The organism is Mycolicibacter acidiphilus, assembly GCF_018455725.1.
Lineage (GTDB): Bacteria > Actinomycetota > Actinomycetes > Mycobacteriales > Mycobacteriaceae > Mycobacterium > Mycobacterium acidiphilum.
Genome location: NZ_JAHCLR010000001.1, coordinates 114,066 through 140,630 on the forward strand (window position 1 = coordinate 114,066; position 26,565 = coordinate 140,630).

28 protein-coding genes are annotated in these 26,565 nt (G+C 69.6%); 25 read left to right on the forward strand and 3 right to left on the reverse strand.

What is annotated here, in order from left to right; genetic code table 11:
* The first annotated feature begins 34 nt into the window (after nucleotides 1-34).
* The 19 genes from KIH27_RS00710 to ruvB all read left to right on the forward strand — a co-directional run bounded on the left by KIH27_RS00710 (nucleotide 35) and on the right by ruvB (nucleotide 15,621).
* Nucleotides 35-667, forward strand: coding sequence for a PaaI family thioesterase (locus KIH27_RS00710; protein WP_214090984.1), 633 nt, complete (start codon nucleotides 35-37; stop codon nucleotides 665-667).
* A 55-nt stretch (nucleotides 668-722) separates the two neighbouring features.
* Complete coding sequence (locus tag KIH27_RS00715) at nucleotides 723-1,187, forward strand: hypothetical protein (protein ID WP_214090985.1); 465 nt, start codon at nucleotides 723-725, stop codon at nucleotides 1,185-1,187.
* A 103-nt stretch (nucleotides 1,188-1,290) separates the two neighbouring features.
* Nucleotides 1,291-3,345, forward strand: a complete 2,055-nt coding sequence (gene thrS / locus KIH27_RS00720; RefSeq protein ID WP_214090986.1) for a threonine--tRNA ligase — start codon at nucleotides 1,291-1,293, stop codon at nucleotides 3,343-3,345.
* Nucleotides 3,342-3,902, forward strand: coding sequence for an ATP adenylyltransferase (locus KIH27_RS00725; RefSeq protein WP_214090987.1), 561 nt, complete (start codon nucleotides 3,342-3,344; stop codon nucleotides 3,900-3,902). Before thrS ends, KIH27_RS00725 begins: the two co-directional genes overlap by 4 nt.
* Complete coding sequence (gene pgsA / locus KIH27_RS00730) at nucleotides 3,899-4,558, forward strand: phosphatidylinositol phosphate synthase (protein ID WP_214090988.1); 660 nt, start codon at nucleotides 3,899-3,901, stop codon at nucleotides 4,556-4,558. Before KIH27_RS00725 ends, pgsA begins: the two co-directional genes overlap by 4 nt.
* Before the next feature lie 17 nt (nucleotides 4,559-4,575).
* Nucleotides 4,576-5,508, forward strand: a complete 933-nt coding sequence (locus KIH27_RS00735) for a phosphatidylinositol mannoside acyltransferase (protein WP_214091168.1) — start codon at nucleotides 4,576-4,578, stop codon at nucleotides 5,506-5,508.
* Entirely contained in the window at nucleotides 5,508-6,632 is a 1,125-nt protein-coding gene (locus KIH27_RS00740) for a glycosyltransferase family 4 protein (protein ID WP_214090989.1), read from the forward strand. Before KIH27_RS00735 ends, KIH27_RS00740 begins: the two co-directional genes overlap by 1 nt.
* Nucleotides 6,632-7,669: an NUDIX hydrolase gene (locus KIH27_RS00745; RefSeq protein ID WP_214090990.1), complete on the forward strand. Its 1,038-nt coding sequence runs from the start codon at nucleotides 6,632-6,634 to the stop codon at nucleotides 7,667-7,669. The genes KIH27_RS00740 and KIH27_RS00745 overlap by 1 nt, the downstream gene beginning before the upstream one ends.
* A gap of 89 nt (nucleotides 7,670-7,758) precedes the next feature.
* Nucleotides 7,759-8,031, forward strand: a complete 273-nt coding sequence (locus KIH27_RS00750; protein WP_214090991.1) for a hypothetical protein — start codon at nucleotides 7,759-7,761, stop codon at nucleotides 8,029-8,031.
* Entirely contained in the window at nucleotides 8,032-8,679 is a 648-nt protein-coding gene (locus tag KIH27_RS00755; RefSeq protein ID WP_214090992.1) for a hypothetical protein, read from the forward strand.
* Between the two features lie 123 nt (nucleotides 8,680-8,802).
* On the forward strand, nucleotides 8,803-9,720 hold the full coding sequence (pdxS, locus tag KIH27_RS00760; RefSeq protein ID WP_214090993.1) for a pyridoxal 5'-phosphate synthase lyase subunit PdxS: 918 nt from the start codon (nucleotides 8,803-8,805) through the stop codon (nucleotides 9,718-9,720).
* A gap of 9 nt (nucleotides 9,721-9,729) precedes the next feature.
* Nucleotides 9,730-10,575: an acyl-CoA thioesterase II gene (gene tesB / locus KIH27_RS00765; protein ID WP_214090994.1), complete on the forward strand. Its 846-nt coding sequence runs from the start codon at nucleotides 9,730-9,732 to the stop codon at nucleotides 10,573-10,575.
* Nucleotides 10,572-11,168, forward strand: a complete 597-nt coding sequence (gene pdxT / locus KIH27_RS00770; protein WP_214090995.1) for a pyridoxal 5'-phosphate synthase glutaminase subunit PdxT — start codon at nucleotides 10,572-10,574, stop codon at nucleotides 11,166-11,168. Before tesB ends, pdxT begins: the two co-directional genes overlap by 4 nt.
* 206 nt (nucleotides 11,169-11,374) lie before the next feature.
* On the forward strand, nucleotides 11,375-12,130 hold the full coding sequence (locus tag KIH27_RS00775) for a YebC/PmpR family DNA-binding transcriptional regulator (protein WP_214090996.1): 756 nt from the start codon (nucleotides 11,375-11,377) through the stop codon (nucleotides 12,128-12,130).
* A gap of 113 nt (nucleotides 12,131-12,243) precedes the next feature.
* Nucleotides 12,244-13,053 carry a sulfotransferase family protein gene (locus KIH27_RS00780; protein WP_214090997.1) on the forward strand — a complete coding sequence of 270 codons (810 nt, stop codon included), beginning with the start codon at nucleotides 12,244-12,246 and terminating at the stop codon, nucleotides 13,051-13,053.
* Between the two features lie 39 nt (nucleotides 13,054-13,092).
* On the forward strand, nucleotides 13,093-13,326 hold the full coding sequence (locus KIH27_RS00785; RefSeq protein ID WP_214090998.1) for a hypothetical protein: 234 nt from the start codon (nucleotides 13,093-13,095) through the stop codon (nucleotides 13,324-13,326).
* A gap of 77 nt (nucleotides 13,327-13,403) precedes the next feature.
* Entirely contained in the window at nucleotides 13,404-13,961 is a 558-nt protein-coding gene (gene ruvC, locus KIH27_RS00790) for a crossover junction endodeoxyribonuclease RuvC (RefSeq protein ID WP_214091169.1), read from the forward strand.
* Nucleotides 13,958-14,551 (forward strand): Holliday junction branch migration protein RuvA, encoded by a 594-nt coding sequence (ruvA, locus tag KIH27_RS00795; protein WP_214090999.1) that lies wholly within the window; start codon nucleotides 13,958-13,960, stop codon nucleotides 14,549-14,551. Before ruvC ends, ruvA begins: the two co-directional genes overlap by 4 nt.
* Nucleotides 14,548-15,621, forward strand: a complete 1,074-nt coding sequence (gene ruvB, locus KIH27_RS00800; protein ID WP_214091000.1) for a Holliday junction branch migration DNA helicase RuvB — start codon at nucleotides 14,548-14,550, stop codon at nucleotides 15,619-15,621. Before ruvA ends, ruvB begins: the two co-directional genes overlap by 4 nt.
* Nucleotides 15,622-15,705: 84 nt before the next feature.
* On the opposite strand, the gene KIH27_RS00805 is transcribed toward ruvB, so the two are convergent.
* From KIH27_RS00805 to KIH27_RS00815, 3 genes are all read right to left on the reverse strand, one after another.
* Nucleotides 15,706-16,080, reverse strand: a complete 375-nt coding sequence (locus tag KIH27_RS00805) for a hypothetical protein (RefSeq protein ID WP_214091001.1) — start codon at nucleotides 16,078-16,080, stop codon at nucleotides 15,706-15,708.
* 105 nt (nucleotides 16,081-16,185) lie between these two features.
* A complete protein-coding gene (gene gabT, locus KIH27_RS00810) occupies nucleotides 16,186-17,529 on the reverse strand; it encodes a 4-aminobutyrate--2-oxoglutarate transaminase (RefSeq protein ID WP_214091002.1) in 1,344 nt (447 codons plus the stop codon).
* Between the two features lie 33 nt (nucleotides 17,530-17,562).
* Nucleotides 17,563-17,886 carry a hypothetical protein gene (locus KIH27_RS00815; protein WP_214091003.1) on the reverse strand — a complete coding sequence of 108 codons (324 nt, stop codon included), beginning with the start codon at nucleotides 17,884-17,886 and terminating at the stop codon, nucleotides 17,563-17,565.
* Between the two features lie 151 nt (nucleotides 17,887-18,037).
* On the opposite strand from KIH27_RS00815, the gene yajC reads away from it, so the two are divergent.
* The 6 genes from yajC (at nucleotide 18,038) to KIH27_RS00845 (ending at nucleotide 26,448) form a co-directional block, all read left to right on the forward strand.
* Nucleotides 18,038-18,358 (forward strand): preprotein translocase subunit YajC, encoded by a 321-nt coding sequence (gene yajC / locus KIH27_RS00820; protein ID WP_214091004.1) that lies wholly within the window; start codon nucleotides 18,038-18,040, stop codon nucleotides 18,356-18,358.
* Between the two features lie 162 nt (nucleotides 18,359-18,520).
* Nucleotides 18,521-20,548, forward strand: a complete 2,028-nt coding sequence (gene secD / locus KIH27_RS00825) for a protein translocase subunit SecD (RefSeq protein ID WP_214091005.1) — start codon at nucleotides 18,521-18,523, stop codon at nucleotides 20,546-20,548.
* Between the two features lie 4 nt (nucleotides 20,549-20,552).
* On the forward strand, nucleotides 20,553-21,848 hold the full coding sequence (gene secF / locus KIH27_RS00830; RefSeq protein ID WP_214091006.1) for a protein translocase subunit SecF: 1,296 nt from the start codon (nucleotides 20,553-20,555) through the stop codon (nucleotides 21,846-21,848).
* A gap of 6 nt (nucleotides 21,849-21,854) precedes the next feature.
* On the forward strand, nucleotides 21,855-23,513 hold the full coding sequence (locus KIH27_RS00835) for an ABC transporter substrate-binding protein (RefSeq protein ID WP_214091007.1): 1,659 nt from the start codon (nucleotides 21,855-21,857) through the stop codon (nucleotides 23,511-23,513).
* Between the two features lie 7 nt (nucleotides 23,514-23,520).
* Complete coding sequence (locus KIH27_RS00840; RefSeq protein WP_214091008.1) at nucleotides 23,521-24,066, forward strand: adenine phosphoribosyltransferase; 546 nt, start codon at nucleotides 23,521-23,523, stop codon at nucleotides 24,064-24,066.
* Between the two features lie 21 nt (nucleotides 24,067-24,087).
* Entirely contained in the window at nucleotides 24,088-26,448 is a 2,361-nt protein-coding gene (locus KIH27_RS00845; protein WP_372451278.1) for a RelA/SpoT family protein, read from the forward strand.
* The last annotated feature ends 117 nt before the right edge of the window (nucleotides 26,449-26,565 follow it).

A 26,565-nucleotide genomic window follows, 5' to 3' on the forward strand; every position in this document is an offset into this window, starting at 1 on the left:
TAGCCGCAGAGTCAACGCCGGATACGGTGTCCCGGTGACCAGCGCACCCGGACACCCTGGCGGGGGATTCACCCCGCCCGAACCCACCGCCAAAGGCGGGCCCGACTACGGCCGCTTCATCGAGACGATGCGGGTCCTGCAGGACCACGCCCGCGCCGTCGACGCGCCCGACGAGGTGATCACCCGGGCCGCCGACGCACTGGCCGAGGTCTGCGACCTGCTCGCGCCGTACGACACCGACGAATGGTCGTCGCCGTCGGGGCGCCGGCTGGACCTGCCGACCCGCGGCAACCTGCTGCCGGTGCCGATGCAGGTCCACAAAGTCCCCGGTGACGGCGGCGTCGACCGGCTGGCCGGCTGGGCGAGGTTCCGCCGCTTCCACCTGGGCCGCAACGGGGCGGTGCACGGCGGGGCGATCGCGCTGCTGTTCGACTCGGTGCTAGGCACCGCGTCGTGGCTGCTCACCGGCGGGCCGTATCAGCGCACCGCCTACCTGCACGTCAACTACCGCAAGATCGTCCCGATCGAGAAGGAGTTGCAGGTGCAGGCCGGCGTCAGCCGGGTGGAGGGCCGCAAGATCTTCCTGGAGACCCGGCTGTGCGACGGCGACACCCTGCTCGCCGACGGAGAGGCGCTGTTCGTGGTGCTCAAGCCGGGGCAGCCGTGAGGGCGCTCGGCGCGCCCGGCGTCGAGGCGACCGTCGGCGTGCGAAGCTGCCAGCCGTGCCGATCATCGTTTTCGACGAGATGGATACCGGCCCGGCGGAGTTCGCCGCACGGCTTCCGCTCAACGGCGAGCTGATCCGGTTTCTGGCCGGTGACGACCGACCGGACTACTGCCTGGTCAGGCTCGACCGGCCGATGCTGTTCGTACCCGAGCCACCGAAGGAGATTCCCGACTGGCTCCAGCAACGCATCGCGGTCAATGCTTGGCCGACGCCGGGATTCGACATCGCCCGGGCCAGCCCGGACCTGGTGGTCCAGACACCCGACGGCGTCGACGCGGTGTGGGTGCCGGCCCTGGTCATCTGCGCGCGAATGGTCGGAACGCAGATCAGCCGGACCATGCGCGATCTGTGGGTCGACGTCGCCTACGTGATCGACTCGGCCCAGATCGACGAGGAACGACTCGACTTCGCCAAGAACTACCCGTCCGCCATCGCGCGGATAAACCTGATCGAGCCCTAGTGACCGGCGACCTTTGCTCGACCTGGGGTAACGGCCGGTACCCGCCCCGATAGCATGGTCGCGGACATCTGTACCGCCCTGACCGACCATTGGAGAACACGCCATGAGCGCGCCCGCTACGCCTGCCGAAGCCACCCCGATCCGGGTGCCGGCCGGCACTATGGCGGCCGAGGCGGTGCGCGAGGCGGGGCTGCCGAGTCGCGGTGCCCCCGACGCGATCGTGGTGGTGCGCGACGCCGACGGGAAGCTGCGCGACCTGGGCTGGACCCCGGACGCCGACGCGCAGGTGACCCCGGTGGCCGCGAACACCGACGACGGCCGCAGCGTCATCCGGCACTCCTGCGCGCATGTGCTGGCCCAGGCCGTGCAGGACCTGTTCCCGGCGGCCAAGCTCGGCATCGGCCCGCCGATCACCGACGGCTTCTACTACGACTTCGACGTTCCCGAGGCGTTCACCCCGGAGGATCTGGCGAAGCTGGAGAAGCGGATGAAGGCCATCATCAAGGATGGTCAGCTGTTCGCCCGCCGGGTCTACGAGTCCAAGGAGCAGGCCCGCGCCGAACTGGCCGGCGAGCCCTACAAGCTGGAACTGGTCGACGACAAGTCCGGTGACAGCGACATCATGGAAGTCGGCGGCGACGAACTGACCGCCTACGACAACCTCAATCCCCGCACCAAAGAACGGGTTTGGGGTGACCTGTGCCGCGGTCCGCACATCCCCACCACCCGGTTCATCCCGGCGTTCAAGCTCACCCGCTCCTCGGCGGCCTACTGGCGCGGCGACCAGAAGAACGCCAGCCTGCAGCGGGTCTACGGCACCGCGTGGGAGTCGCAGGAGGCGCTCGACGCGCACCTGGAGCTGATCGAGGAGGCGCTGCGCCGCGACCACCGCAAGCTCGGCGTGGAGCTCGACCTGTTCAGCTTCCCCGACGAGATCGGTTCCGGGCTACCGGTTTTCCACCCCCGCGGCGGCATCATCCGCCGGGAGCTGGAGGAGTACTCGCGGCGTAAGCACATCGAGGCCGGCTACCAGTTCGTCAACACCCCGCACATCACCAAGTCCGAGCTCTACGAGACCTCCGGGCACCTGGCCTGGTACCGCGAGGGCATGTACCCCGCGATGCACATCGACGCCGAGTTCAACGACGACGGCACGGTGCGCAAACCCGGCCAGGACTACTACCTCAAGCCGATGAACTGCCCGATGCACCACCTGATCTTCCGATCGCGCGGGCGGTCCTACCGGGAACTTCCGTTGCGGCTCTTCGAGTTCGGCAGCGTCTACCGCTACGAGAAGTCCGGCGTGGTGCACGGCCTGACCCGGGTGCGCGGCATGACCCAGGACGACGCGCACATCTACTGCACCCGGGAGAGCATGCGCGACGAACTGGCGTCGCTGCTGCGCTTCGTGTTGGACCTGCTCGCCGACTACGGGCTCGACGACTACTTCCTGGAGCTGTCCACCAAGGACGAGGAGAAGTACGTCGGCTCCGACGAGGTGTGGGAGGAGGCCACCGAGACGCTGCGCGAGGTCGCCGAGGCCTCCGGACTGACCCTGGTGCCCGACCCGGGCGGCGCGGCGTTCTACGGACCGAAGATCTCGGTGCAGGTCAAGGACGCGCTGGGGCGCAGCTGGCAGATGTCGACGATCCAGCTGGACTTCAACATGCCGGACCGTTTCGAGTTGGAGTACACCGCATCCGATGGCACCCGGCAGCGGCCGGTGCTGATCCACCGCGCACTGTTCGGCTCCATCGAACGGTTCTTCGGGGTGCTCACCGAGCATTACGCGGGGGAGTTCCCGGCCTGGCTGGCGCCGCTGCAGGCGGTCGGCATCCCCGTCGCCGACAAGCATGTGCCCTATCTGGAAGACGTTGCCGCGCAGCTTCGCTCGCGCGGTGTGCGGGTCGAGGTGGACGGCAGCGACGACCGGATGCCGAAGAAGATCGTCAACCACACCAACACGCACGTGCCGTTCATGCTGCTGGCCGGCGACCGCGACGTCGAATCCGGTGCGGTGAGCTTCCGCTTCGGTGACCGAACCCAGATCAACGGGGTGCCGCGCGATCAGGCGGTCGACGCGATCGTCGACTGGATCACCGTGCGGAACAACAGCATTCCGACCGCTGAATCGGTGAAGGTGGGCGACAGCAAGTGACGGCTGACTGTTCGGGCGAACGCGCGATCGTTGATACGGGTGTCGGCGAGCCCGACCGGCTGGAGCGGCTGTGGACGCCCTACCGGATGACCTACCTGGCCGAGGCGGTCAAACGCGATCGCGGCGGCTCGGGCCAGCCGTTCACCGACATCCCCACCCTTCCCGACGAGGAGGGACTGGTGGTGGCCCGCGGCGAACACGTCTACGCGGTGCTGAACCTGTACCCGTACAACCCCGGCCATCTGATGGTGGTGCCCTACCGGCGGTTCTCGGAGTTCGAGGACCTCACCGAGGCCGAGGGCGCCGAGCTGATGACGTTCATCCAGAAGGCGATCCGGGTCATCAAGGCGGTGTCGCGCCCGCACGGTTTCAACGTCGGGCTGAACCTGGGCGAGTCAGCCGGCGGATCGCTGGCCGAGCACCTGCACGTGCACGTCGTGCCGCGCTGGGGCGGCGACGCCAACTTCATCACGGTCGTCGGTGGTGCGAAGGTCATCCCGCAGCTGCTGCGCGACACTCGCCGGCTGCTGGCCGATGAGTGGGCGAACCAACAGTGAGCCGGCTGCCGTTCCTGTCCCGGGCCACGTTCGCCGGCATCACCACACCGGTGGCACGGGCGTTCCTGTGGACGGGCCTGACCGCGGACGCCGTCACGATCCTGGGCACCGCCGGTGCGGTGTCGGCGGCGTTGACGCTGTTCCCGATCGGGAAGTTGTTCACCGGCACGCTGGTGGTGTGGTTCTTCGTGCACTTCGACATGCTCGACGGCGCGATGGCCCGGCTCAGCGGCGGCGGCAGCGCGTTCGGGGCGGTGTTGGACGCGACCTGCGACCGGATCAGTGACGGCGCCGTCTTCTGCGGGCTGGCCTGGTGGGCGGCGTTCGGGCTGCACGATCCGCCGCTGGTGGTCGCCACGCTGATCTGCCTGGTCACCTCGCAGGTGATCTCCTACATCAAGGCCCGCGCGGAGGCCAGTGGCCTGCGCGGCGACGGCGGTTACATCGAACGCCCGGAGCGGTTGATCATCGTGCTGGTGGGTGCGGGCCTGTCCGACCTGCCGGTCTTCCCGCTGCCGCTGGCGCTGCCGATCGCGATGTGGCTGCTGGCGGTCGCCAGCCTGATCACCTGCGCGCAGCGGCTGCACACCGTGCGCACCTCGCCGGGGGCGGTGGATCCGCTGCGCCCGGCCGGTGACGGGGAGGCGCAGTCGTGATCTCGCTGCGGCCCCGGATGCCCCGCCTTCCCGGGATGGATCTGCTCGACGAGTGGGCCACCGACACCGGATACGCTGCCGGCTGGATGGTGGTGCGCGCGATGCCGGAGTTCGTCGCCCGCAACCTGTTCGACGCCGGTGCGCTGTACGCGGCCCGTGGCGGCGGACCCGAGCAGCTGCGCAAGAACCTCGCCCGGGTGCTCGGGGTGCCCGCCGCCGAGGTGCCGTCGTCGCTGCTGCGCGCTTCGCTGGAGTCCTACGCCCGGTACTGGCGGGAGGCGTTCCGGCTGCCCGCGATGGACCACGCGGCGGTGGCCCGGCAGGTGGCGCAGACGGTGATCGGCAACGAGCACGTCGACGCCGCACTGGCCGCCGGGCGCGGGGCGGTGCTGGCACTGCCGCACAGTGGCAACTGGGACATGGCCGGGGTGTGGATGGCGCAGACCCGCGGCGGGTTCACCACCGTGGCCGAACGGCTCAAACCCGAGTCGCTGTACCGGCGATTCCTCGACTTCCGCGAGGGGCTCGGCTTCGAGGTGCTGCCACTGTCCGGCGGGGACCGGCCACCGTTCGATGTTCTGGCCGAACGCCTGGCCGCCAACCGCCTCGTCTGCCTGATGGCCGACCGCGATCTGACCCGCAGCGGGGTGCCCGTCGAATTCTTCGGCGAGACAACACGGTTGCCGGCCGGCCCGGCGCGGCTGGCGATCGAGACCGGGGCGGCGCTGCTGCCGACGCACTGCTGGTTCGATGGTGACGGCTGGGGCGTGCACATCCATGCACCGCTGGACTGCGGCAGCGGCGACGTTGCCGTGATCACCCAGGCGCTGGCTGACCGGTTCGCCGAGGGTATCGCCGCGCATCCGGCGGACTGGCACATGCTGCAGCCGCAGTGGGTAGCCGACCTGCCTGAGTCGCGACGGGCCCGGCTGGGGGATGGGCAGGCCTGATGCGGATCGGCATGGTCTGCCCGTACTCGTTCGACGTGCCGGGCGGCGTGCAGGCGCATGTGCTGCAACTGGCGGAGGTGCTGCGCTCCCGCGGCCACGAGGTCAGTGTGCTCGCGCCGGCCTCACCGCACATCGAGTTGCCCGACTACGTCGTCTCCGCCGGCAAGGCTGTCGCGATCCCCTACAACGGGTCGGTGGCCCGCCTGCAATTCAGCCCGGCCGCGCACCGCAAGGTCAAGCGGTGGCTCATGCGGGGTGACTTTGATGTACTGCACCTGCACGAACCGAACGCGCCCAGCCTGTCGATGCTGGCGCTGAACATGGCCGACGGGCCGATCGTGGCGACGTTTCACACCTCGACCACCCGGTCGTTGACGCTCAGCGTGGTGCAGGCGCTGCTGCGGCCGATGCACGAGAAGATCATCGGCCGGATCGCGGTCTCCGATCTGGCCCGGCGCTGGCAGATGGAGGCGCTCGGCTCCGACGCCGTCGAGATCCCCAACGGGGTGGACGTGGCCGCATTCGCCTCGGCCGCACCGCTGCCCGGCTACCCACGGCCGGGCCGCACCGTGCTGTTCCTGGGGCGCTACGACGAGTCCCGCAAGGGCATGGCGGTGCTCATCGGTGCGTTGCCGGCGCTGGTGGAGCGGTTCGGTGACGTGCAGGTGCTGATCGTCGGCCGCGGCGATGAAGACGAATTACGCAGCAGGGCAGGAGAATTCGCTGGGCACCTGAAGTTCCTGGGTCAGGTCTCCGATGCGGAGAAGGCATCGGCGCTGCGCAGCGCCGACGTGTACTGCGCCCCCAACACCGGTGGGGAGAGTTTCGGGATCGTGCTCACCGAGGCGATGGCCGCCGGCACCGCGGTGGTGGCCAGCGACCTGGACGCGTTCCGCCGGGTGCTGTGCGACGGGCGGGCCGGGCGGCTGGTGCCCGTCTGTGACTCCGAGGCGCTGGCCGCCGCGCTGATCGAGATGCTCGACGACGACGCCCTGCGCGCGTCCTACGCCGCGGCGGGCACCGACGCGGTGCGCCGCTACGACTGGCCGGTGGTGGCCGACCAGATCATGCGGGTCTACGAGACCGTCGCCGGTGTCGGCGGCAAGGTGTCGGTGGCGAGCTGATGGATCTGACGATCACCGCCACCGTCCTGCTGCTGCTCGGCGTGGCGGTGCTGGCCGTTTTCGCCGCCTGGGCGTATCAGACCGCCAACCGGCTCAACCGGTTGCACGTGCGCTACGACCTGTCCTGGCAGGCGCTGGACGCGGCGCTGGCCCGCCGTGCGGTGGTGGCCCGGGCGGTGGCCGTCGACGCCTATCACGGTGCGCCGGAAGGCAAACGACTCGCGACACTGGCCGACGTCGCCGAACGTGCACCCCGCAACCTGCGGGAGAACACCGAGAACGAACTGTCCGCCGCACTGGCCCTGGTGGATGCGTCGGCGCTGCCGGCGGAGCTGGTCGCCGAATTGGCCGACGCGGAGGCCCGGGTCCTGCTGGCGCGGCGGTTTCACAACGACGCGGTGCGTGACACCCGGGCACTCGGCGGACGACCGCTGGTGCGACTGCTGCGGCTCGGCGGCACCGCGGGGATCCCCGAATACTTCGAGATCGCGGAGCGCGCCGACGCCGCCGCCCGGGTCGGGCACGGTGTGCTCAACCCGCGTACCTCGGCGCGCACGGTGCTGCTCGACGAGACCGGGGCGGTGCTGCTGCTGTGCGGGTCGGACCCGGCGCTGGGCGAGGACGCACCCTGGTGGTGGTTCACCGTCGGCGGTCAGGTCGATGCGGGGGAGGCGCTGTCGGCGGCTGCCGCCCGCGAACTGGCCGAGGAGACCGGGCTGCGGGTCGACGGCGAGGCGCTGATCGGCCCGGTGTGGCGGCGCAACGCGGTGTTCAGTTTCAACGGCGCCACCATGAACAGCCAGGAGTTCTACTTCGTGCACCGCACCGCCCGGTTCACGCCGTCGCCGTCGTCGCGCACCGAACTGGAGCAGCGCTACCTGCACGGGCACCGCTGGTGCGACGCCGCGCAGATCGCGGAGCTGACCGCGTCCGGGCAGACCGTCTACCCGCTGCAGCTGGGCGAGCTGCTGGCCGAGGCCGGTGCCGTCGCCGACGCACCACCCGGGCCGGGGCGACCGGCCCGCTACATCCGCTGACCATCCCGCGACCGTGCACAATTGTCCGGGCCGACCTGCGAGTTTGGTGGTGAGTTCTGCACGGTCGCGAGGGAACGGAAGGGGGTCCCGTGGCGAGACACGGCGCAGCCAGGCCGGAGAAGATCCGACTCGGGATGTTCGAGTGGACGCTGATCGGGACCGCCGTGATCGCCGGGCTGGCCACCCTGCTGTATCTGGTGGGATTGGCCCGCGGTGACCGGATCGACTCCGGGCCGATGCCCTTCCTGATGGCGTTCGCGGCGGTGGGGTGCACAGGTATCGCGTACACGCTGGCCACCGCGGCGCCGGTGCGTCCCGCGGCGCCGGAACCGGTCGGCGCGCCGGCCGTGCTGCGGGTGTAGGTGCAGCTCGGTGTCGTGTTCTGGCTGTTCTCCGGTCTGGTCGCGGTGCTGATCGTGGCGACCGCGATGGTCGTCGAACGACTGCTCGGACTCCCCGGGTCCGGAATCGGGCCGGCGAATGAGTCATCGGGCGTGATCGCCGTGGCTGACTCACTGTCGATGCTCACGTTCCTGCTGGGCGGAATCCTGATGGCCACGGCGATTCCCCGTCGGATCCTGCGGGCACGCGACCGCACTCTGCTGTGGCTGTCGGCGGACGGCATCGGATACCCGCCCGTGGTGGTCGGTGATCCGGGGTTCATCGGCGGGGAGCGGGTGCAGCGGGTGTCCTATCTGGCTCAGACGGACGGCCGGGGGGTGGTGGTTCAGGCGCACCAGTGGACGGTCTATTTCGACAACCCGCAGAAGACCCGCACGTTCGAATACCCGTCCGGTGCCACGCCGCGGCCGCGGCGCATCCGCCGAGTAATCGACCACCTGATCGCGCAGTCTGCACCTGGCGAGGTGCCGCTGGACTATCCCGACAGGCTTTTCCAGCTTGGGGATCCTCGCTGGCTGTCGAGGCTGCTCGGCCCGCTCGCGTCGTCGGATCAGACGCCTGGCAGCCAGCGGCGACGGCCCAGGCAGCCACCACCCGAGCCGGATTGACCGTGCGCAATTGTCCATCCTGACCTGCGGTTTGCCGGGCAATCATGCACGGTCGCGGGCAAGGGGAGGACGGCGCGACCCAGCAATTAGACTGGGCGAATACCAATCGAAGGGAAGTCAGCAGTGGACAGCGCGGCGCAGAACGGCTCAGCCGGCACCGGTCAGACCGGGACCGCCCGGGTCAAGCGCGGCATGGCGGAGATGCTCAAGGGCGGCGTCATCATGGACGTCGTCACCCCCGAGCAGGCCAAGATCGCCGAAGCCGCCGGCGCGGTCGCCGTCATGGCGCTGGAACGGGTGCCCGCCGACATCCGTGCCCAGGGCGGGGTGTCGCGGATGAGCGACCCGGACATGATCGAAGGCATCATCGCCGCGGTCACCATCCCGGTGATGGCCAAGGTCCGCATCGGGCACTTCGTCGAGGCGCAGATCCTGCAGAGCCTCGGCGTGGACTACATCGACGAGTCCGAGGTGCTCACCCCCGCCGACTACACCAACCACATCGACAAGTGGAAGTTCACCGTCCCGTTCGTCTGCGGCGCGACCAACCTGGGCGAGGCGCTGCGCCGGATCACCGAGGGCGCGGCGATGATCCGCTCCAAGGGCGAGGCCGGCACCGGCGACGTCTCCAACGCCACCACCCACATGCGCTCCATCGGCGGGGAGATCCGCCGGCTGGGCTCGCTGTCCGAGGACGAATTGTTCGTCGCCGCAAAGGAACTGCAGGCGCCCTACGACCTGGTGGCCGAGGTCGCGAAGGCCGGCAAGCTGCCGGTGACGCTGTTCACCGCCGGCGGCATCGCCACCCCCGCCGACGCCGCGATGATGATGCAACTCGGAGCCGAGGGCGTGTTCGTCGGCTCCGGCATCTTCAAGTCCGGTGACCCGGCGGCCCGCGCGGCGGCGATCGTCAAGGCCACCACCTTCTACGACGACCCCGACGTGCTGGCGAAGGTCTCCCGGGGGCTGGGTGAGGCGATGGTCGGCATCAACGTCGAGGAGATCGCCCAACCGCACCGGTTGGCCGAGCGCGGCTGGTAAAACCGTCCTGTGGCGATCGAAGAAATCCTTGACCTCGAGCAACTCGAGATCAACATCTTCCGTAGCACCGTTGTCAACTCGTCGCCGGGGGCGCGCACCCGGGCGTTCGGGGGACGGGTGGCCGGGCAGTCGCTGGTATCGGCGGCGCGCACCGTCGACCCGCGCTTCCAGGTGCACTCGCTGCACGGGCATTTTCTGCGGCCCGGGGATCCGACGTTTCCGACGGTGTTCCTGGTCGAGCGGGTGCGTGACGGCGGGTCGTTCTGCACCCGGCGGGTCAGTGCGGTGCAGCACGGCGAGACCATCTTCGACATGTCGGCGTCGTTCCAGGTCGCCCAGCACGGTATCGAGCATCAGGATGAGATGCCGGCCGCGCCGCCACCCGACAGCGTGCCGCCGATCAGCGCGGTGATCGCCTTCGACGACGAGGGTTTCCGCCAGTTCGACGAATGGGACCTGCGCCGGGTGCCGCGCGACGAACTGCCGCACCTGCCCGGCAAGATCGCCGAGCAGCAGGTGTGGTTCCGGCACAAGGAGACGCTGCCGGACGATCCGGTGCTGCACATCTGCGCGCTGGCCTACATGAGCGACCTGACCCTGCTCGGCACCTCCTGGTCGATCCACCCCAAGGAACGCGACCACCTGGAGGTGGCCTCGCTGGACCACGCGATGTGGTTCATGCGGCCGTTCCGGGCCGACGAGTGGCTGCTGTATGACCAGTCGTCGCCGTCGGCGGGCGGGGGCCGTGCGCTGGTGCAGGGCAAGATCTACGACCAGCACGGTGCGATGGTCGCCGCGGTGGTGCAGGAGGGGCTGACCCGCTACCCCCGGGGCTACACCCCTCCGGAGTCGTGAGTCCCCCCCGGATCGGCGTTCTCGCACTGCAGGGTGACGTTCGAGAACATCTGGCCGCGCTGCGGGTGTGTGGTGCCGACGCTGTCCCGGTGCGCCGGCGCGCGGAGTTGGACGACGTCGACGCGCTGGTGCTGCCCGGCGGCGAGTCGACCACGATCAGCCACCTGCTGCGTGAGTTCGATCTGCTTGCGCCGCTGCGTGATCGGCTGGCTGCTGGGATGCCGGCCTACGGGTCGTGCGCGGGGATGATCCTGCTGGCCACTGAGATCGTCGACGCCGGTGTTCCAGGGCGGGCGGCGATTCCGCTGTCCGCCATCGATATGACGGTGCGGCGCAACGCATTCGGGCGTCAGGTGGATTCCTTCGAAGGGGACATCGCGTTCGATGGCTTCGCCGAGCCGGTGCACGCGGTGTTCATCCGGGCGCCGTGGGTGGAGCGGGTCGGCTCCGATGTGCAGGTGCTGGCCCGGGCCGCCGGTCATCCGGTGGCGGTGCGCCAAGGCAAGGTGCTGGCCACGTCGTTCCACCCGGAGGTGACCGGGGACCGGCGGCTGCACCGGTTGTTCGTGGAGATGGTGGCCGGACGGGCCTGACACGTCAGGGGCAGTGCGTCACAGCTGCCTCATCGGACGCATTCGTCACCTGGGTGGGACAGGTGGTGTTGTGCCCGCCTCGGCGCGACAATCGTGGCCGGACCGCTCTGCACGTCGGGACGGTAGGTGGGTGACATCGGCGCGGCACGATCTGGCACGTAGAATCGTCGGGTCACAGACATCGCAGGAAGCTGAGGTAGCGGTAGATGAGCGGCCATTCCAAGTGGGCGACCACCAAGCACAAGAAGGCCGTCATCGATGCGCGCCGCGGCAAGAGCTTCGCGAAGCTGATCAAGAACATCGAGGTCGCGGCTCGCACCGGCGGCGGTGACCCGTCCGGCAACCCGACGCTCTACGACGCCATCCAGAAGGCGAAGAAGTCCTCGGTGCCCAACGACAACATCGAGCGGGCCCGCAAGCGCGGAGCCGGCGAGGAAGCCGGCGGTGCGGACTACCAGACCATCATGTACGAGGGCTACGGGCCCAACGGGGTGGCGGTGCTCATCGAGTGCCTCACCGACAACCGCAACCGGGCGGCCGGCGAGGTGCGGGTAGCGATGACCCGCAACGGCGGCACCATGGCCGACCCCGGCTCGGTCGCCTACCTGTTCAGCCGCAAGGGCATGGTCACGCTGGAGAAGAACGGCCTGACCGAGGACGACGTGCTGGGTGCGGTACTCGACGCCGGCGCCGAGGACGTCAACGACCTGGGGACCAGCTTCGAGGTGATCTCCGAGCCGACCGATCTGGTGGCGGTGCGCACCGCGCTGGTCGACGCCGGCATCGACTACGAATCCGCCGAGGCCAGCTTCCAGCCGTCGATGAGCGTCCCGGCCGACGTGGACACCGCCCGCAAGGTGTTCAAACTCGTCGACGCGCTGGAGGACAGCGACGACGTGCAGAACGTGTGGACCAACATCGACCTCTCCGACGAGGTGCTGGCGGCGCTCGACGCCGACTAAGCGGGCGCGAAAGCTGTTGTGCGGGGCGGTGGATCGGATAATCTGTCGTCCGTCATGAGGATCGACGTCCGTCGATGAGGCCAGCGCGCGGACCGGAGGCAGGAGAACCGACCGTGGCGGCTATTCACTTCATCTCCGGTCTGCCGCGCTCGGGTTCGACGCTGCTGGCGGCGCTGCTGCGGCAGAACCCGCGGTTCTCCGCCGGCATGTCCGGACCGCTCGCCGGGCTGTTCGGGGCGTTGCTGCACGAGATGAGCGCCCGCAACGAGTTCTCGGTGTTCATCGACGACGCCAAGCGGGAGCGGGTCCTGCACGGGCTGTTCGAGAGTTTCTACGCGGACTCGCCCGCCGACGTCATCTTCGACACCAGCCGGGCCTGGTGCGGGTGGATGCCGGCGGTCGCGCGACTGTTCCCGGAGTCGAAGGTCATCGCCTGTGTGCGCGATCTGCCCTGGGTGGTCGACAGCATCGAGCGGTTGATCCAGAAGAACGTGTTCAGCCCGTCGTCGATCTTCAACTTCAGCGCTGGTGGCACCGTCTACACCCGCGCCAACGGTGTTGTGGGACAGGACGGCATGGTCGGCGCCCCCTACGACATGCTCAAACAGGCCTGCTACGGCGCGCAGCGGGACAGGTTGCTGCTGGTCCAGTACGAGACGCTGACGACCGCGCCGAGTCGGGTGATGAACGCGATATACGACTTCATCGACGAGCCGTATTTCCCCCACGACTTCGACAACGTGGACTACGACGTCACCGAATTCGATGAGCGGGCCGGTACCCCGGGACTGCACACCGTGCACGGGCAGGTCAGGGCGGTGCCGCGGGAGACGGTGCTGCCGCCGGATCTGTTCAACCGCTTCGTCAACGACGCGTTCTGGCGCGACCCGGCCAACATCCCGGCCGACCTGCGGGTGGTCTGACACCGGCTTCGTGTCGGTACGCCGCGGTATGACTGCGGCATGAGGACATGGCTGACGGTGTTGACCGTGGCACTGGCCGTGCCGTCCGCGCTGTGGTCGGCGGGACCGGCAGCGGCGGAGCCGACTACGACCGATGCGGTGTGCGGTGCGTTCCGGATGGGGGAGTCTCCGGGGCAGATCATCGAACGGTTGCAGCGCAACGACGCCCGGAACAATTACTGGCGGGCCAGGGACGGCACCGTCTGGCCGATCATCGATGGCGACTGCGATTGACCCCGCGTGTCCTGTCGGATACGACGGACCCGACCGGCTAACCTATCGAACAAATGTTCACTAGTGAGGTGGAGCGGATGCGGGTGATGGGCGTCGATCCCGGGCTGACCCGCTGCGGGCTGTCGATGGTCGAGGGCGGTGCCGGTCGCAAGGTGACCGCACTGGACGTCGACGTGGTGCGCACCCCCGCCGATGCCCCGCTGGCCAAGCGCCTGTTGGCGATCAGCGATCAGGTCGAACACTGGCTCGACACCCACCGCCCGCAGGTCGTGGCGATCGAGCGGGTGTTCGCCAACGCCAACGCCAACACCGCGATGGGCACCGCGCAGGCCGGCGGGGTGATCGCGCTGGCCGCCGCGCGACGCGGCATCGATGTGCATTTTCACACGCCCAGCGAGGTCAAGGCCGCCGTCACCGGCAACGGCCGGGCGGATAAGGCGCAGGTCACCGAGATGATCACCAGAATCCTTGGGCTGCAAGCGAAACCGAGACCGGCGGATGCCGCTGACGCCCTGGCGCTGGCGATCTGCCACCTCTGGCGGGCGCCGATGCTCGCCCGGATGGCGGCCGCCGAGGCGCAGGCGGCCGAACAGCGCAGGAAATACACCGCCCGACTGAAGGCGGCGAAGGCATGATCGCCTCGGTGCGCGGCGAAGTGATCGACATCGCGCTCGACCACGCGGTGCTGGAGGCTGCCGGCGTCGGCTACAAGGTGATGGCCACCCCGGCGACGCTGTCGACGCTGCGACGCGGCAACGAGATCCGGCTGATCACCGCGATGATCGTCCGCGAGGACTCGATGACGCTGTACGGCTTCGCCGACGGCGACGCACGCGATCTGTTCCTGACGCTGATCTCGGTGTCGGGGATCGGACCGAAGATCGCGCTGGCCACCCTGGCGGTGTACGACGCCGACGCGCTGCGCCGTGCACTGGCCGACGGCGACGTGACCGCGCTGACCCGGGTGCCCGGGATCGGCAAGCGCGGCGCCGAGCGACTCGTACTGGAGTTGCGTGACAAGATCGGTCCGGTGAGCGCCGGTGCGGCCGGCGGTGCCGTCAATGGCCATGCGGTGCGCGCACCGGTCGTGGAAGCACTTGTCGGACTTGGCTTTGCGATCAAACAGGCCGAAGACGCCACCGATAAGGTGCTGGCGGACGAGCCGGGCGCGACGACGTCGTCGGCGCTGCGGGCGGCGCTGAGCCGGCTGGGGAAGACCAAATGAGCGATCCCGACGACGTTGAGGAGCGGGAGGTCTCCCCGGCGCTGACGGTCGGGGAGAGTGACATCGACGCCGGGTTGCGGCCGCGGTCGCTGGCGGAGTTCATCGGCCAGGCGCGGGTGCGCGAACAGTTGCAGCTGGTGCTCGAGGGCGCCAAGAACCGCGGCGGTACACCGGATCACATCCTGCTGTCCGGCCCGCCGGGACTGGGCAAGACGTCGCTGGCGATGATCATCGCCAGCGAACTCGGCAGCTCCCTGCGGCTGACGTCGGGCCCGGCGCTGGAGCGGGCCGGGGACCTCGCGGCGATGCTGTCGAACCTGGTCGAGGGCGACGTGCTGTTCATCGACGAGATCCATCGCATCGCTCGGCCCGCCGAAGAGATGCTGTACCTGGCGATGGAGGACTTCCGGGTCGACGTGGTCGTCGGGAAAGGCCCTGGGGCGACGTCGATTCCGCTGGAGGTGGCGCCGTTCACCCTGGTCGGTGCGACCACCCGGTCGGGGGCGCTGACCGGGCCGCTGCGCGACCGGTTCGGGTTCACCGCGCACATGGACTTCTACGAACCGACCGAGTTGCAGCGGGTGCTGGCCCGCTCGGCGGGCATCCTCGGCATCGATCTCGGGCCGGAGGCCGCCGTGGAGGTGGCGCGTCGTTCACGCGGTACGCCCCGGATCGCCAACCGACTGCTGCGCCGGGTTCGTGATTACGCCGAGGTGCGCGCCGACGGTGTCGTCACCCGCGATGTCGCGAAGGCGGCGCTGGCGGTTTACGACGTCGACGAACTCGGGCTCGACCGGCTGGACCGAGCGGTGCTCTCGGCGCTGACCCGCAGCTTCGGCGGCGGCCCGGTAGGGGTGTCGACGCTGGCGGTGGCGGTGGGAGAGGAACCGGCGACCGTGGAAGAGGTCTGCGAGCCGTTCCTGGTGCGCGCCGGCATGGTGGCCCGCACCCCGCGGGGCCGGGTGGCGACCGCACTGGCGTGGACGCACCTGGGGATGGTGCCGCCGGCCGGGGCGGGGCTCGGGCTGGGGGCACCGCCCGCCTGCGAGGGACCGGTGCTGTTCGAGTAGCCGGTCAGTTCGACGTGCACGGCACTGCCGTGGCATCCAGGATCTCGCGATTTCCTGCGCGGACGCCGATTTAAGCCCAGCGGGTCAGTTCCCGCCGGCGATCAGCCCTTCGATTAGTTCGACGATGTGCTGCTGGCCTGCGGCTGTGGCGTCCAATCTGCCGCGCATCTCGATAAACCCGCTGTCGACCTGGTTGAAACGCTCAGCGACCTGGTTGAATCGATCGTTCATGTCCTCACGGAGCGCGTTGAAGCTAGCGGTGGTGGCGCGACGGAAGCCGCGCAGTTCGCCGTGCAGTCCGCGCAGTTCGGTCCTGAACTCCGCGACGTCGCGATCGGCGGCCCCGGCCAGGATCCGCGCTGCGGCTGCGTCCTGCTCGCTGGCCCGGACTCGTTCGTTAAGCTTGCTGACCTGCTGTTCCAGGGCGTCGATGCGAGGATCGGACTCATCTGATGGCATGGGAGGAGCCTACTGCCGGTATGACGGCAACGGGCCGGGTTATCCACAGGCAGCCGGGGCGGGGACGGGCTAGGTGGAGTCGGCTGCGCCCGGGCAGAAGGCCGGCTACTGCCGGCCCAGCGCCCCCGCCAGCACGTCCAGTCCGTCGAGCAGCAGCTCATCGCTGATCGTCAGCGGGGGCAGCAGCCGCACCACGTTGCCGTAGGTGCCGCAGGTCAGCACGATCACCCCGGCCGCCCTGGCCTGAGCGACCACCCGCGCGGTCAGTGCCGCATCCGGCTCCGCGGTGTCAGGATGCACCAACTCGAAGGCGATCATCGCGCCGCGGCCGCGCACATCGCCGACCCGGTCGTCGTCGGCCTGTAGCCGGCGCAGCCGGTCGAACGCCACCCGCTCGATCTGTCGAGCCCGCTCGATCAGGCCGTCACTCTCGATGGTCTCGATCACCGCCAGCGCCGCCGCGCACGCCACCGGGTTGCCGCCGAACGTGCCGCCCAGCCCGCCGCGCTGCGGGGCGTCCATGATCTCGGCGCGGCCGGTGACCGCCGACAGCGGCAGCCCGCCGCCGATCGCCTTGGCGGTGCAGATCAGATCCGGCACCAAACCTTCGTGCTCACAGGCGAACATCGCCCCACTGCGGGCGAAGCCGGACTGCACCTCGTCGGCGATGAACACCACGCCGTTGTCGCGGCACCACGCCAAAAGGGCCGGCAGGAAGCCATCGGCGGGCACGATGAACCCGCCCTCACCCTGGATCGGCTCGACGATCACCGCTGCCAGGTCGGCAGCCCCGATCTGCTTGTCGATCATGCTGATCGCCCGCGCCGCGGCCAGTTCACCGTCGGCGCCCAACTCCTTGTCGATCAGGCCGTCCCGGTACGGGTAGGACATCGGTGCGCGGTAGACGTCGGGCGCGAACGGGCCGAACCCGCTCTTGTAGGGCATCGACTTGGCGGTCAGCGCCATTGTCAGGTTCGTGCGGCCGTGGAAGGCGTGGTCGAACGCCACCACCGCCGGCCGCCGGGTGTAGGACCGGGCGATCTTGACGGCGTTCTCGACGGCTTCGGCGCCCGCGTTGAACAGCGTCGAGCGTTTCTCGCCGGACCCGGGGGTGATCCGGTTGAGCTGCTCGGCGACCGCCACGTAGGACTCATACGGCGTGGTGGTGAAGTTCGTGTGCAGGAACTCGCCAGCCTGGGCACGCACCGCCTCCACGACGCGCGGTGCGGTGTTGCCGGCGGTCATCACCCCGATCCCGGCACCCAGATCGATCAGCCGGTTGCCGTCGACGTCCTCGACGATGCCCCGGTCGGCGCACGCGGCATAGACCGGCATCGCACCGCCCACCCCGGCCGCGACGGCCGCGGCGCGGCGATGATTCAGCGCCACTGACTTCGGACCGGGGATCTCGGTGACCAGGTGACGGCTCTGCTCAAGCGGCACGGGCATGGGTCTCCTCAGCGGGCGGCGGCTGCGGCGGTTCTACATCTGGCCGAGCGGCCGGCAGGCGTTGCCGAACGGGTTCCACCACTGGCCGGGCGGGCAGTCCAGCGGGGTCGGGCCCTGACCGAGCGGCATGCAGGTGTTGGTGCTGGGCTCCCAGTACTGGCCGCCGGGGCAGTCCAGCGGGGTGGGGCCCTGCCCCAGGGGCATGCAGGTGTTGGTGCTGGGCTCCCAGTATTGGCCGCCGGGGCAGTCCAGTGGCGGCGCCGCCGAGCTCACTGCCGGCTCGTTGAGCAGCCCGATCAGGAACGGAGCCGCCGCCGTCGCGACCGCCGTCGTCAACCCACACACAATCTTGTTCATCGTGCACCTTCCCGTCAGTGCCCCCGGCGTCAGACCAAGACAGACTCAGACAGACTATGCCGTCCGTGCCAGTGGGGCTCGGTTGTCGGGCAGCACAGTGGCACACTGACACGGAAGATCGACTGACCGACACGAAAGACCGATACCTGTCATGAACAACATGGTTGCCTTCCTTCCGCTGCTCATCGTGATGGGTGCGTTCATGTTCTTCGCGTCCCGACGCCAGCGTCGGGCGATGGAGGCCACCATCGCGCTGCACGAGTCGCTCCAGCCGGGCGACCGGGTGAACACCATCGCTTACCTGCAGGGCACGATCACCGGCATCACCGACGACACCGTCGACCTGGAGATCGCGCCGGGCGTGGTGACCACCTGGATGAAACTGGCGATTCGGGACAAGATCGAGCCCGAGATGCCGGAGGACGGTTTGGCCGACGAGACCGCGGTGGAGCAGGCCGTAGAGGGCGCCTGAACCTCGGGCGAGAACCATCGCCCGCCCAACGCCCGAGCCGGACAGTGGACGACGTACCCTTTTGCGGGTGCGGTCGAACTGACCGGCCCGGGCGATGCACGCACGGACCAGTCCCGGCGATCCCGATAGCGGATCGCGCACGGAGCGAAGGAGACTCAACACGTGGCATCGCCTTCGGCACCGGTGCACCCTGCCCGCAACCTGGCGGTGTTCCTGGTCATGCTCGTCGGTCTGTACCTGCTGGTGTTCCTGACCGGCAACAAGCTCGCCGAGCCCAAGCTCGGGATCGACCTGCAGGGCGGCACCCGGGTGACGCTGACCGCGCGCACCCCGGACGGCTCCGCGCCGACCCGCGACGCACTCAACCAGGCGCAGCAGATCATCAGCGCGCGGGTCAACGGCCTCGGCGTCTCCGGCTCCGAGGTCATCATCGACGGCAACAACCTGGTCATCACGGTCCCCGGCAGTGACGGCAACGAGGCCCGCACGCTGGGCCAGACGGCCCGGCTGTACATCCGGCCGGTCGGCGAGGCGGTGCCGGTGCAGGCACTGCAGGGCGGTGGACAGATGCCGGGTCTGGCACCCGGGATCCCCGGCGCGCCCGGCCAGCCGGCTCAGCCCGGCCAGCCCGGCCAGCCCGGCCAGCCCGCCATTCCCGGTCAGCCGGGCCAGCCCGTCATCCCCGGCCAGCCCGCCGTTCCCGTCCAGCCCGCTCCGGGCGGTCAGGGCCAGTCGGGGGAGTCGGGCACGTCCGGTGAGGGCCTGTTCGGCGGTGAGCCGGCGCAGCAGCAGCCGGTGAGCCCGCCCGCGCAGCCGCGGCCGTTCCCGAAGGAGCCGACCCCGACGCCGGGAACCACCTCGGAGACGCCGGGTGAGCAGACCACCGCCCCCGAGGCACCCGCGTCCGGGGCGACCGAAACCCCCGGAACCCCCGCTACGCCCGCCGAGGGCGGCGCTGCCGAAACCCCCGCCGCGCCGCAGGCGCCGGCCGTCCGGCCCGGCCAGCAGGGCCTGGCCGCGCGCATCGCGATGGCCAAGAAGCTGCGGCAGAGCGACAACAAGATGATGCAGGCGCTGGCGATGCGGATGCAGGCCTCGCAGTGCGACAAGGACGACATCCTCGCCGGCAACGATGACCCGGACCTGCCGCTGGTGACGTGCTCGCAGGACCACCAGACCGTCTACCTGCTGGCTCCGTCGATCATCAGCGGCGACCAGATCGCCGACGCCAGCTCCGGCATGGACCAGCGCGACGGCGGGTACGTCGTCTCGGTGCAGTTCAAGAGCACCGGCGCCGAGATCTGGGCCGACTTCACCGCCGCCCACATCGGTGTGCAGACCGCGTTCACGCTGGACTCGCAGGTGGTCAGCGCCCCGGTGATCCGGGAGGCGATCCCCGGCGGACGCACCCAGATCAGCGGCAACTTCACCCAGGACACCGCCCGTCAGCTCGCGAATGTGCTGCGTTACGGGTCGCTGCCGCTGTCGTTCGAGGCGTCGGAGGCCGAGACCGTCTCCGCCACCCTCGGGATGACGTCGCTGCGGGCCGGGCTGATCGCCGGCGCCATCGGCCTGGTCCTGGTGCTGGTCTACTCGCTGCTGTATTACCGGGTGCTGGGATTCATCACCGCACTGTCGCTGATCGTCGCCGGCGCCATGGTGTACGCGATCCTGGTGCTGCTCGGCAGATACATCAACTACACCCTCGACCTGGCCGGTATCGCCGGTCTGATCATCGGTATCGGCACCACCGCCGACTCGTTCGTGGTGTTCTTCGAACGGATCAAGGACGAGATCCGGGAGGGCCGCTCGTTCCGGTCCGCGGTGCCCCGCGGTTGGGCCCGCGCCCGCAAGACGATCGTGTCCGGCAACGCCGTCACCTTCCTGGCCGCGGCGGTGCTGTACTTCCTCGCGGTCGGTCAGGTGAAGGGCTTCGCGTTCACCCTCGGACTGACGACGATCCTCGACATCGTGGTGGTGTTCCTGGTGACCTGGCCGCTGGTGTACCTGGCGTCCAAGTCGCCGACACTGGCCAAACCGGCCTACAACGGCCTGGGTGCGGTGCAGCAGGTGGCCCGCGAACGGCGGGCGGTGGCGAAAGCCGGACCGAAGGCCGGGGCGAAGCCGGGAACCAAAACAGCAGCCAAATCGGGCGCGCGGGTGACGGCCCAATCGACGGGACGGGGCTAGTCAGATGGCCAAACCGAGCACCAAGAGCGTCAAGAAGCCGGCCGCACCGGCGCCCAAGAAGAAGGCCGCCTCCGCTCCGGCCGCGCCGCCGCAGCACGGCTTCCTGTCCCGGCTCTACACCGGCACCGGCGCCTTCGAGGTCATCGGTAAGCGCCGGATGTGGTACGTGATCAGCGGTGCGATGGTCGCGATCGCGATCCTGTCGATCCTGATCCGCGGCTTCACCTTCGGCATCGACTTCGCCGGCGGCACCAAGGTGTCGTTCCCGCGCGGCGACACCACCGTCGCCCAGGTCGAGCAGGTGTTCCACGACAGCGTCGGCAGCAACCCCGAATCGGTGGTCGTGGTCGGCAACGGCAACGCGGCGACCGTGCAGATCCGGGCCGAGACGCTCTCCAACGAGCAGACCGAGAAACTGCGCACCGCACTGTTCGACGCGTTCGCGCCGGCCGGCCCCGACGGGCAGCCCAGCATGCAGGCCATCAGCGACTCGGCGGTCTCGGAGACCTGGGGCGGGCAGATCACCCAGAAGGCGGTGATCGCGCTGGTGGTGTTCCTGCTGCTGGCGTCGCTGTACATCACCGTCCGCTACGAGTGGTACATGACGATCTCGGCGATGATCTCGATGGTCTTCGACGTGGCCGTCACCGCCGGCGTCTATTCGCTGGTCGGCTTCGAGGTCACCCCGGCGACCGTCATCGGCCTGCTGACGATCCTCGGCTTCTCCATCTACGACACCGTCATCGTGTTCGACAAGGTGGAGGAGAACACCCACGGCTTCGAACACACCACCCGGCGCACCTACGCCGAAGAGGCGAACCTGGCGGTGAACCAGACCTTCATGCGGTCGATCAACACCAGCCTGATCTCGGCGCTGCCGATCATCGCGCTGATGGTGGTCGCGGTCTGGCTGCTGGGTGTGGGCACGCTCAAGGACCTGGCGCTGGTGCAGTTGGTCGGCATCATCGTCGGCACCTACTCGTCGATCTTCTTCGCGACGCCGCTGCTGGTCAGCCTGCGGGAGCGCACCGAACTGGTGCAGAACCACAACCGCCGGGTGCTGCGGCGCCGGGCCGGGTCGGGCGGGGCCAAGGCCGCCGCGGCGGGTGACGACGAGACCGCCGACGACGACACCCTCGACGACGCCATCGACGACACCGACGATGCCGGCGACGAATCCGCGGAACAGACCCCGGTCGCGGCCGGTGTCGGTGACGCGCCGACGGCGGGCACCAAACCGGTGCGCCCCACCAGCCGGCGCACCCAGCGGCCGACCGGCAAGCCGGGCGCCGGGAAGTAACCGGCGATGGCGGCCCGCGGTCGACGCGCTGCTGCACTGCTGGTGAGCGTCGCCACCGCGGTCGGCGTGTGGTCGGCGTCGGCGTGCAGCAGCGCTGAGGATGCGCAGATCGACTACGCCGTCGACGGGGCGCTGATCAGCTACAACACCACCTCGGTGGCCGGTGCCGCCTCGGCCGGCCCGCAGGCGTTCGCGCGCACCCTGACCGGTTTCGGCTACCACGGTCCGGACGGACAGGTCGTCGCCGACCGAGACTTCGGCAGTGTCGCGGTGGTGGGCCGGGCACCGCTGGTGTTGGACTACCAGATCGCCGACGCCGCGGTGTACTCCGACGGTGCACCCATCACCTGCGACGACCTGGTGCTGGCCTGGGCGGCGCAGTCCGGGCGGTTCCCCGGTTTCGACGCCGCGAGTCGGGCCGGCTACCTCGACATCGAGCGCATCGAATGCCAGCCGGGGGCGCGCAGGGCCAGGGTGTCGTTCTTCGAGGGCCGCAACATCGTCGGCTACGAGGAACTGTTCACCGCCACCTCGATGCTGCCGTCGCACGTGCTCGGCGCCAAGCTGGGCCTGAACACCACCGAGGCGCTGCTGGGCGACCCAGGGCAGACCGGTCCGGCGGTGGAGCGGATCGCCCAGACCTGGAACACCCTCTGGCGGCTGAACCACGGCGTCGACCTGCGGTACTTCCCGTCGTCGGGCCCCTACAAGATCGACTCGGTGCTCGACGGCGGCGCCGTCGTACTGGTCGCCAACGACCGCTGGTGGGGGGCGAAGCCGGCCAGCCAGCGAATCACGGTGTGGCCGCAGGGCGCCGACATCGCCGACCGGGTCAGCAAGCGGGTCGTCGAGGTGGTGGATGTCGCGACCGGCTCAGCCGGCTCGCTGATCACCCCCGACGGCTATCAGGGCAGCGACACCCCGTCGGGCGGCATCGAGCAGTTGATCTTCGCCCCGACCGGGCCGCTGTCGGAGACCCCGGCGCGACGGGCGCTGGCACTGTGCACGCCCCGCGACGTGATCGCCCGGGACGCCGGTGTGCCGGTGGTGAACTCCCGGCTCAACACCGCGATGGACGACGCGTTCGACGAGGCCGAGAACGTGCCCGAGGCGGATCAGTTCATGCACGCCGACCCGGTCGCGGCCCGTGACGCGCTGGGCGGCAAGCCGCTGACCGTGCGGATCGGCTACCGCGCCCCGAACACCCGGCTGGCCGCCGTCGTCGGGGCGATCACCGCCTCCTGCGAGCCGGCCGGCATCACGGTCACCGAGGTGGCCTCGGACGGCATCGGGCCGCAGGCGCTGCGGGAGGGGCAGCTCGACGTGCTGCTGGCCAGCACCGGCGGGGCCACCGGCAGCGGGTCGAGCGGTTCCTCGGCGGTGGACGCCTACGAACTGTTCGGCGGCAACGGCAACAACCTGTCCGGCTACCACAACGACCAGATCGACGGCATCGTCTCCGCGCTGGCGGTGACCGCGGACCCCGCCGAGATGGTCCGGTTGCTGCGGGAGGGCGCCCCGGTGCTCTGGGCGGACATGCCGACGCTGCCGCTGTACCGCCAGCAGCGCACCCTGCTGGCATCCAAGAAGACCTACGGTGTCGCCGCCAACCCCACCCGCTGGGGTGCGGGCTGGAACATGGACCGCTGGGCGCTCCAGCAGTGAGGAACTCGTGACCGAACCCGGACCCGCCGCCCGGCGCGCGGGGGAACTCGTCGCCGCCCTGACCCGCGAGGTCGCGGACTTCCCGACCCCGGGCATCGCGTTCAAGGACGTGACCCCGGTGTTCGCCGACGCCGCCGGGCTGGCCGCGGTGACGGTGGCGCTGGCGCAGGTCGCGGCCGGTGTCGAGCTGGTGGCCGGCATCGACGCCCGGGGATTCCTGCTGGCCGGCGCCGTCGCCGAACGGCTCGGGGTCGGGGCGCTGGCGGTGCGCAAGGGCGGAAAGCTGCCGCCGCCGGTGCACAGCGAGAGCTACCAGTTGGAGTACGGCTCCGCCGTCCTGGAGATTCCCGCCGAAGGGATTCCGCTGGCTGGGCGCCGGGTGGTGATCGTCGACGACGTGCTGGCCACCGGCGGGACGCTGGCGGCGACGCACCGGCTGCTGCAGCACACCGGCGCGGACGTGATCGCCGCCGGGGTGGTGCTGGAGCTGACCGATCTGGGCGGACGCGCCGCGGTGGCGCCGCTTGAGGTGCACAGCCTGCACCGGATCTGAGCCGTATTCTCGTGGGCGGAGGTGAGTCCAGTGGCGGATGAGCAGCACGGCGCCGACGTTGCCCAGGCCGGGAGCGTCGCGCAGGACTCACCCGGTGAGAAGACCGACCTGCTGAAGGTGCCGACCAGCGCGTCGCGCCGGGTGCGGGCGCGGATCGCCCGGCGCATCACCGCGCAGCGGGGCGCGATCAGCCCGGTGCTGGAACCGCTGGTGGCGGTGCACCGGCAGTTCTACCCGAAGGCGAACCTGGCGCCGCTGCAGCGCGCCTACGAGGTGGCCGAGCAACGGCACTCAACCCAGGTGCGGCACTCCGGTGACCCCTACATCACCCACCCGTTGGCTGTCGCCACCATCCTGGCCGAACTGGGCATGGACACCACCACCCTGGTGGCGGCGCTGCTGCACGACACCGTCGAGGACACCGGCTACACGCTGCCCGCCCTGACCGCGGAGTTCGGCGACGAGGTCGGCCACCTGGTCGACGGGGTGACCAAGCTCGACAAGGTGGTGCTGGGTACCGCTGCCGAAGCAGAGACCATCCGCAAGATGGTGATCGCGATGGCCCGCGACCCGCGGGTGCTGGTGATCAAGGTCGCCGACCGGCTGCACAACATGCGCACGATCCGGTTCCTGCCGCCGGAGAAGCAGGCCCGCAAAGCCCGCGAAACACTGGAAGTCATTGCGCCGCTGGCACATCGGCTCGGCATGGCCACCGTCAAATGGGAGCTCGAGGATCTGTCGTTCGCGATCCTGCACCCCAAGCGCTACGAGGAGATCGTCCGGCTGGTGGCCGACCGGGCGCCGTCGCGGGACACCTACCTGGCCAAGGTGCGCACCGAGATCGTCAACACCCTGGCCAAGTCGAAGATCGCCGCCACCGTCGAGGGCCGGCCCAAGCACTACTGGTCGATCTACCAGAAGATGATCGTGCGCGGCCGCGACTTCGACGACATCTACGACCTGGTGGGACTGCGGATCCTCTGCGACGAGATCCGGGACTGCTACGCCGCCGTCGGTGTCGTGCACTCGCTGTGGCAGCCGATGGCCGGGCGGTTCAAGGACTACATCGCCCAGCCGCGCTACGGCGTCTACCAGTCGCTGCACACCACGGTGATCGGTCCGGAGGGCAAGCCGCTGGAGATCCAGATCCGCACCCGGGAGATGCACCGCACCGCCGAATACGGCATCGCCGCGCACTGGCGGTACAAGGAGGCCAAGGGCCGCAACGGTATTCCACAGCACGGGGCCGCCGCCGAGATCGACGACATGGCCTGGATGCGGCAGCTGCTGGACTGGCAGCGGGAGGCCGCCGACCCCGGGGAATTCCTGGAGTCACTGCGCTACGACCTGGCGGTCAAGGAGATCTTCGTCTTCACCCCCAAGGGCGACGTGATCACGCTGCCCACCGGATCCACCCCCGTCGACTTCGCCTACGCGGTGCACACCGAGGTCGGCCACCGCTGCATCGGCGCGCGGGTCAACGGCCGCCTGGTGGCCCTGGAGCGCAAGCTCGAGAACGGGGAAGTGGTGGAGGTCTTCACCTCCAAGGCCCAGAACGCCGGACCGTCACGCGACTGGCAGCAGTTCGTGGTCTCGCCGCGCGCCAAGGCGAAGATCCGGCAGTGGTTCGCCAAGGAGCGCCGCGAGGAGGCGCTGGAGACCGGCAAGGACGCCATCGCCCGCGAGGTCCGCAAGGTCGGGCTGCCGCTGCAGCGCCTGGTCAGCGGCGAGTCGATGGTGGCGGTGGCGCGGGAACTGCACTACGCCGACGTGTCGGCGATGTACACCGCGGTCGGGGAGAACCACGTCTCGGCCCACCACGTCGTGCAGCGGCTGATGGCGCAGCTGGGCGGAGTCGATCAGGCCGAGGACGACCTGGCCGAACGCACCACGCCACTGACGATCCCGCGCCGGGAGCGGCGCACCGACGACGTCGGCGTGGCGGTGCCCGGCGCCGCCGGGGTGCTGACCAAACTCGCCAAGTGCTGCACCCCGGTGCCCGGCGATAAGATCATGGGTTTCGTCACCCGCGGCGGCGGGGTCAGCGTGCACCGCACCGACTGCACCAATGCGGCGTCGCTGCAGGAGCAGGCCGAGCGGATCATCGAGGTCAAGTGGGCGCCGTCGCCGTCGTCGGTGTTCTTGGTGGCGATCCAGGTCGAGGCGCTGGACCGGCACCGGTTGCTGTCCGACGTGACCAAGGTGCTCGCCGATGAGAAGGTCAACATCCTGTCGGCGTCCGTCACCACGTCGCGCGACCGGGTCGCGATCAGCCGGTTCACGTTCGAGATGGGCGACCCGAAACACCTCGGGCACCTGCTGAACGTGGTCCGCAACGTCGAGGGCGTCTACGACGTCTACCGGGTGACCTCAGCGGCCTAACCCGCGCGACCGTGCGGAGTTCACCGGCAAAACCCCAGGTGGGGGTGGTCAACTCTGCACGGTCGGCGCGTGTGATTAGCTCGGGTGTATGCGGCGGGCCAGCTTCGCCTCTCATCC

Bases quoted from the DNA above. Each gene is read 5' to 3' on its own strand.
- thrS (WP_214090986.1), top strand. From the start codon at position 1,291: ATGAGCGCGCCCGCTACGCCTGCCGAAGCCACCCCGATCCGGGTGCCG.
- KIH27_RS00735 (WP_214091168.1), top strand. From the start codon at position 4,576: ATGCCCCGCCTTCCCGGGATGGATCTGCTCGACGAGTGGGCCACCGAC.
- KIH27_RS00740 (WP_214090989.1), top strand. From the start codon at position 5,508: ATGCGGATCGGCATGGTCTGCCCGTACTCGTTCGACGTGCCGGGCGGC.
- KIH27_RS00745 (WP_214090990.1), top strand. From the start codon at position 6,632: ATGGATCTGACGATCACCGCCACCGTCCTGCTGCTGCTCGGCGTGGCG.
- KIH27_RS00775 (WP_214090996.1), top strand. From the start codon at position 11,375: ATGAGCGGCCATTCCAAGTGGGCGACCACCAAGCACAAGAAGGCCGTC.
- KIH27_RS00785 (WP_214090998.1), top strand. From the start codon at position 13,093: ATGAGGACATGGCTGACGGTGTTGACCGTGGCACTGGCCGTGCCGTCC.
- ruvC (WP_214091169.1), top strand. From the start codon at position 13,404: ATGCGGGTGATGGGCGTCGATCCCGGGCTGACCCGCTGCGGGCTGTCG.
- ruvA (WP_214090999.1), top strand. From the start codon at position 13,958: ATGATCGCCTCGGTGCGCGGCGAAGTGATCGACATCGCGCTCGACCAC.
- ruvB (WP_214091000.1), top strand. From the start codon at position 14,548: ATGAGCGATCCCGACGACGTTGAGGAGCGGGAGGTCTCCCCGGCGCTG.
- KIH27_RS00805 (WP_214091001.1), bottom strand. From the start codon at position 16,080: ATGCCATCAGATGAGTCCGATCCTCGCATCGACGCCCTGGAACAGCAG.
- gabT (WP_214091002.1), bottom strand. From the start codon at position 17,529: ATGCCCGTGCCGCTTGAGCAGAGCCGTCACCTGGTCACCGAGATCCCC.
- KIH27_RS00815 (WP_214091003.1), bottom strand. From the start codon at position 17,886: ATGAACAAGATTGTGTGTGGGTTGACGACGGCGGTCGCGACGGCGGCG.
- yajC (WP_214091004.1), top strand. From the start codon at position 18,038: ATGAACAACATGGTTGCCTTCCTTCCGCTGCTCATCGTGATGGGTGCG.
- secF (WP_214091006.1), top strand. From the start codon at position 20,553: ATGGCCAAACCGAGCACCAAGAGCGTCAAGAAGCCGGCCGCACCGGCG.
- KIH27_RS00835 (WP_214091007.1), top strand. From the start codon at position 21,855: ATGGCGGCCCGCGGTCGACGCGCTGCTGCACTGCTGGTGAGCGTCGCC.